4 protein-coding genes and 1 pseudogene are annotated in these 6,160 nt (G+C 49.0%); 1 reads left to right on the forward strand and 4 read right to left on the reverse strand.

Going from position 1 to position 6,160, the window contains the following annotated elements; translation table 11 throughout:
- From BZG79_RS10205 to BZG79_RS10220, 4 genes and pseudogenes are all read right to left on the reverse strand, one after another.
- Positions 1–515: pseudogene (locus tag BZG79_RS10205) on the reverse strand (sodium:proline symporter); the annotation flags it as partial.
- Between the two features lie 47 nt (positions 516–562).
- Entirely contained in the window at positions 563–1,273 is a 711-nt protein-coding gene (locus BZG79_RS10210) for an aldehyde dehydrogenase family protein (protein WP_077774325.1), read from the reverse strand.
- A 22-nt stretch (positions 1,274–1,295) separates the two neighbouring features.
- A complete protein-coding gene (putA, locus tag BZG79_RS10215) occupies positions 1,296–4,418 on the reverse strand; it encodes a bifunctional proline dehydrogenase/L-glutamate gamma-semialdehyde dehydrogenase PutA (RefSeq protein ID WP_077677455.1) in 3,123 nt (1,040 codons plus the stop codon).
- Positions 4,419–4,659: 241 nt separating this feature from the next.
- A complete protein-coding gene (locus BZG79_RS10220; RefSeq protein ID WP_021024058.1) occupies positions 4,660–5,433 on the reverse strand; it encodes an AraC family transcriptional regulator in 774 nt (257 codons plus the stop codon).
- A gap of 340 nt (positions 5,434–5,773) precedes the next feature.
- Between BZG79_RS10220 and BZG79_RS10225 the strand changes: the two genes are divergently transcribed.
- The gene (locus tag BZG79_RS10225; protein WP_077669804.1) at positions 5,774–5,959 is read left to right on the forward strand and encodes a hypothetical protein; all 186 of its coding nucleotides are present in this window, start codon (positions 5,774–5,776) and stop codon (positions 5,957–5,959) included.
- Positions 5,960–6,160 lie beyond the last annotated feature (201 nt).

Genomic DNA, 6,160 nt, shown 5'->3' on the forward strand with positions numbered 1-6,160 from the left:
ACACAAATCGTGCCAATCACCACCGCGGTTGTGTAATCAAACCCGAATACCGTGGTGAACAGTTTACCCCCTGCAACCAAGCCTGAGCTGGTGTAGAAAAGGAAGAAAAGCAAAATGAAGAAAGCAGAGATGGTTTGCAGCAATTTTGATTTATCCTCAAAACGGCGAGCAAAAAATTCCGGTAACGTCAGCGCGTTATCTGCTTCAATACTGTAAGTCCGCAGGCGTTTGGCACAAATTAACCAGTTAAGATAAGTGCCCAACAACAAACCGCCCGCAAGCCAAAGTGATTCCATTCCCGCAGCGTAGGCATAGCCAGGAAGCCCAAGCAGCAACCACCCACTCATGTCTGATGCCCCTGCTGACAACGCAGCGGGCCATGGGCCTAACGACCGGCCACCGAGGAAATAATCTTCGGAGTTAGAAGTCCGTTTGTAGGCATACACACCAATGGCAAGCATCATGATGAGATATGCCAGAAAGGTTGCACTGATGGCATAGCTATTGTCTATCATATGTGTCCCTCAATTGCATGGCCCCAATTGGGGCCATTTCTGGAAAGTTAATGTTCACCACTACCGAGTTCCAGAAGCGTGGCATTACCACCTACAGCAGTGATATTTATGGTTCGGGTGCATTCGGTCACGAAACGCAACACATAGTCAGGACTACCAATCACTGAATACTGCTCAGTGTCGGTTTCCGCAACCAGTGTCGCAATCACACCCTGTCGTTGTGCGAGCTGACGATTGACGTCTCGCACATGTTCTTTGGTTCCAGTCGTCGCTACGCCAACGACCTGCGGATGCTTGAATAGATCACTGCACACCTCAAGATCGACACGTACAGCAACTCTATCTGGACATCCAGCTTTAACAAGATCCGCCATGACCGCGTCGGCATTGTCCGCATGCGAACCTTCCACGCTCACGACGACACAGTTACCCGCCACCAACGCAGCCGCTAACTGACCACACAAAGCAATAGACGTCAGCGACGCATCACCTGTCATGGCGATAGTCCCTCTTCCTGCCGTATACAGCTCGTTCGTTTCACCGGTCGGGCCGGGCAATTCGTGTACCTTATCGAGCAAGCGCTGAGCGTTCTCACACTGAAAACGAATCATCTTCGCTGCGTGGGCAAGGTCATCGCCGCGAGCGGCGACCGTGTCAGACCACCGTTGCAATAACGCAATGCGACCGGCGACAGTTTGATCATTCCAGTCTTCCCACACCGCTTCACACTGCTCTAAAACGCTATTTAATTGATGCATGACGCTTCTCCTGATCCTGATATCAACCGACTTGTTGCACGTTTACTGATGCTTGCGTAAAGCGATACAGATAGTGTGGTCCACCCGCTTTAGGCCCAGTTCCCGATAAGCCGCGACCGCCAAAGGGTTGAACGCCAACGACAGCGCCGACCTGATCACGGTTGACATAACAGTTACCTACCCGAGCACGATGCTCAATATGGGCGCAGGTCGTTTCATTGCGGCTATGCACCCCCATGGTTAAGCCAAAACCTGTTTGGTTGATATCATCAATCACCTTATCGAGCGCATCCGCGCGATAGCGAACAATATGTAGAATGGGACCAAAATGCTCCTCACTCAGTTGATCAATACTGCGGATTTCAAACGCCGTTGGTGGCACAAACGTTCCTTTATCACAATCTGCAGAGAGTGGCACCTGCGTGACCAACTTACCGCTGCGCTTCATCTGTTCTATGTGAGCAAGAAGCTTGTCTTTCGCCGTTTGATCAATCACTGGCCCCACATCGGTTGATAGCCGCTCTGGGCGTCCCACAGACAGCTCCGCCATCGCCCCTTTTATTAAGCCAATCACGCGGTCAGCAATGTCTTCTTGAATATAAAGCACACGCAACGCTGAACAGCGCTGACCCGCAGAGGCGAAAGCAGAACGCAATACATCGCGCACCACCTGCTCGGGCAATGCCGTACTGTCCACTAGCATTGCATTCTGCCCCCCGGTTTCCGCGATAACTGGCACAGGATCGGCATCGCGCTCTGCCAAGGTGCGGGTAATACGCTGTGCTGTTGGTGTGGATCCGGTAAATGCGACCCCTGCAATACGCGTATCCTCGGTGAGAGGCGCTCCCACCACAGGGCCACTGCCAGGTAATAGCTGAATCACCCCAGCAGGGATCCCAGTGTCTAACAGCAACTCAATCGCGCGATAAGCAATAATAGATGTCTGTTCGGCCGGCTTGGCCACGACAGTATTACCGGCCACAAGCGCCGCGCCAACTTGGCCGAGGAAAATCGCTAATGGGAAGTTCCAAGGGCTGATACATGTAAAGACACCGCGTCCTTGATAGGTCACCGATTGTGCTTGTCCATCGAAGCCTTGATAGGCCAGTGGCTCCGTTTGCAACGCTTTAGCCTGCTCGGGGTAATAACGTAAAAAATCGACGGCCTCTCGGACTTCATCAATGCTATCGTGGATAGTTTTACCCGCCTCACGATGACAGATCGCCACCAGCTCACCCAGATTTGCTTCTAGTTTATCAGCAAGGTCAAGTAAGTACTTACCACGCTGGCTAACCTCGGTATCTCGCCATGTCGGATAAGCCTGTGCCGCAATATCGAGGGCGTTATTCACCTGTTCAGCCGTTGCCCAATCAACGTGACCTACGGACTCATTACGATCATAGGGCGCGGTTATCTCATGCGTATCGCCTTTCAGACGCTGACCGTTAACAATGGGGCCAGCCTGCCATTGGTACTCGCCCATGAAGGGAACAACACTGTCCTGGAAGGGTTGCCATTCTGATTCGATATCCGTCGCGACACCTTGCGAGTTTTTACGGGCGGGCCCAAAAATATCTTGCGGCATAGGAATGCGATCGTTGTGCAAGGTGTGATTAGCACACAAAGTATCAACCGGATCGGCAATCAAATCGTCAATCGGGCAACGTGCATCAACCAAACGATGTACAAACGAACTATTGGCACCGTTCTCTAACAAACGGCGAACCAGATAAGGCAACAAATCTTTATGGCTGCCGACTGGCGCATAAATACGCACTTCGGTGTTGAACAAGGCTTTGGCGTGATTGTAAAGCGCATCGCCCATGCCATGTAGGCGCTGGAACTCAAAGTCATTATGTGTCGCCATAGACGCAATCGCCGCAATCGTATGGGCATTATGGCTGGCAAATTGCGGATAAATCAGACCGCGTATATGCTCGCTAAGTAGGAAGCGTGCACAGGCTAGGTAAGAAACGTCTGTCCCTTCTTTGCGGGTAAATACCGGATAACCGTGATGCCCAGTTTGCTGACACAGTTTAATTTCACTGTCCCAATAAGCGCCTTTTACTAACCGCATTGGGATCACATCACCTTGTTCTTTTGCTAAAGCCGCTAACCAAGTGATCACAGGTAGCGCGCGTTTAGAGTAGGCTTGCACCACTAAACCAAACTTTCCCCAACCTTTCACCACAGGGTCGCGATATAGCTTTTCAAACAGCGCAAGCGAAAGCTCCAACCTATCCGCTTCTTCCGCATCAATGGTGATCGCAACATCTTTTTCACGCGCACGTTTCAGCAAAACCAGAACCGTCTCAAACATCTCTGTCATCATGCGATCTTGATTCGCCGCTTCATAACGTGGATGCAAGGCAGACAACTTGATTGAGACGGATGGTGACGGTCCTTGATAACTGGCTTTCGCCTCGCCGACGGACTCAATCGCCTGTAAGTAATCGTTGAGATAGGCTTTGGCATCATCTTGAGTTAATGCCGCTTCACCGAGCATGTCGAACGAGTACGTAAAGCCATTCGTGCGCGGGCCTTCGCCGTTTTTCTGCGCCTCATCAATGTCACGCCCAAGCACGAACTGATGACCCATGATTTTCATCGCTTGATGCATCGCTTGGCGAATCACAGGCTCTGACATTTTATTCACAAGGCGATTGATCACTGACGCCGGTTTGCCTTCGGTGCTCTCATCTAAGGTCACCACTTTACCTGTTAGCATTAACCCCCAGGTGGAAGCGTTGACAAATAAGGAATCAGAGTGACGCAAATGTGCTTTCCAGTCAGCAACACTGAGTTTGTCACGAATAAGCGCATCAGCAGTATGCGCGTCGGGGACCCGCATCAGAGCTTCGGCAAGACACATCAACAGAATGCCTTCCCGTGTGTCTAAACTGTATTCCAACAACAGCGCATCAATCATTTGTACGGCTTTTTTATCAGCACGTACCCGCTCAATTAACTGAGTCGCTTGACGACGTGTTTGCTCTCGCTCATTTTCTGAGGCTTGCGCAAGCGGAATGAGTTCTTTCAGCCACTCACTTTCGTCAACACAATAAAGCGGAGAGATTTCAGACCAAATCTTCGCTAATGGGCGCTCGATAAACGAGGGCTGCATAGCATCGATGGCTTTAAACATAGCGGTATCCTCACTCACGTCCTCCCAAACTCGGGCAGGAAAATGTTACGTCATTGTTACTCTGCGATCGATTCTATGCGTGGTCTATCAGTAAGGTCTTACAAAAAACACCGGCATTATTGCAAAATCCTCCGATGATTAACAAATAAAGCCGCCGATCGCTATAGAGGCGTAACAAATGATCGGCAGCTGAGTCGATGTGGTGCAACGTAATGCTGGGTAAATTGCGATAATCTTTGGCTTAAGGTGTGCATTTAAACCTGGCGGGCGACAAACCAAAATAGCGCGAAAACGCATTAGTAAATCCACTTTGACTAGAAAAACCACAACTGTCTGCAATTTGAGCCATGGTCAGATCACTGTCTTTGATAAGCTGCTTTGCCATTGCAAAGCGTTTATCCAGTACATATTGATGCGGAGTGGTCCCGACTTGTTGTTTAAATAATTGATGAAACTGGCTTTCTGCCAAGAAAACACTGCCCGCTAATTGCGCAACTGTGATCTTACGGCTGATATGCTGATGAATATAGCGATCGATAATATCCATATTTAATCGATGGCCATCGCGACGAGGAGAGACATGATCCCGGAAGTGACGGTGCAACACACACATTAACGTATCGGCACAGGCACGACTGAGCAAAGGATCGGAGGGATTGGCAATCATCTCTGCCGATAATGCTTTGATCAGTATTTGTGCGTGAGTATCTAATTGAAAATACGGCTCACGAGCAAATAAGCGCGCAATATTTTCATGCATTAACGCTTGCTCTGACCATTCTTGCGAAGGAAGGTTAATCACTAAAATTTCGTTTCGTCCCACGCCAGTAAAAGCATGTTCTTGAGATTCCGCGACTAAACAGCCCTGTCCTGGACCAATAAGACTTCCTCGTCCACCAACATCAAACTCCGTTTGCCCCTGCAGCCCAATGACCACTTGTTTGTAGTCATGACTGTGGTGCCGTGGCTGTCTGGGTAAGGCAATGACTTCTGAAACCTTCGGTGATGCAGCCATTATGCTCCTCCCTTATTCACGATCTTTGGCTCATCGTCTGTTAACCCTTCTTTATTCTGGCACGCTTTCTTCCCATTCGCGAATGCTTCTCTGTTCTTAGCTAACCATTATTCTCAGCTAACCATTATTCTCAGCTAACCATTGTTCTCGGCTAACCATTGTTCTCGGATAACTAATAGCTAAAACGACCAATCACACATGATGTGGTTTCCATCATGGCAATTTTTCGGAACTATGATCAAGTACCGCATTTTTTACGGCGAATGTCATTTTGACCTTGAAAATGCGAAGGATCCCTCATGTTTTTACGATTGATCATCGAAAAGGCAAGACTAACAAGATGAAAAAAGACGATATAAATCTAACTAAACAATTTAATATCAAGGCGTTAGTCAAGGTTCGATGGGGACAAGCCTCTCTTGATCATCGTTTCGGTGCGATCGCGGGCGATCAACCCCTTGATCATTCTTCCGATTTAATCCGTCATCATGCAATCTTATTTGAAGCATGGGACCGCTTAAGGTAATCTTCCATAAACCTAAAACCATGAGCACAGTTGCACCGATCACGTCGCAGAATGCTGACTGCCGTCAAATAATTAACACGGTTTGCGTGGCAACACGGGTTTCCGTGATAGTCTACTTTTTGGACATAGGTATTATTATTGCGACATGCGTAAGCAAGGGAACTATGACAACGAAATATTTAAAAGCGTTATGCTTAGCGC

This window comes from Salinivibrio sp. MA427, from assembly GCF_001996115.1.
In the GTDB taxonomy this organism is placed as follows: Bacteria; Pseudomonadota; Gammaproteobacteria; order Enterobacterales; family Vibrionaceae; genus Salinivibrio; species Salinivibrio costicola.

What these genes read in the sequence shown, in the direction of transcription:
- BZG79_RS10210 (WP_077774325.1), bottom strand. Translation starts at nt 1,273, where the DNA reads ATGCATCAATTAAATAGCGTTTTAGAGCAGTGTGAAGCGGTGTGGGAA.
- putA (WP_077677455.1), bottom strand. Translation starts at nt 4,418, where the DNA reads ATGTTTAAAGCCATCGATGCTATGCAGCCCTCGTTTATCGAGCGCCCA.
- BZG79_RS10220 (WP_021024058.1), bottom strand. Translation starts at nt 5,433, where the DNA reads ATGGCTGCATCACCGAAGGTTTCAGAAGTCATTGCCTTACCCAGACAG.
- BZG79_RS10225 (WP_077669804.1), top strand. Translation starts at nt 5,774, where the DNA reads ATGAAAAAAGACGATATAAATCTAACTAAACAATTTAATATCAAGGCG.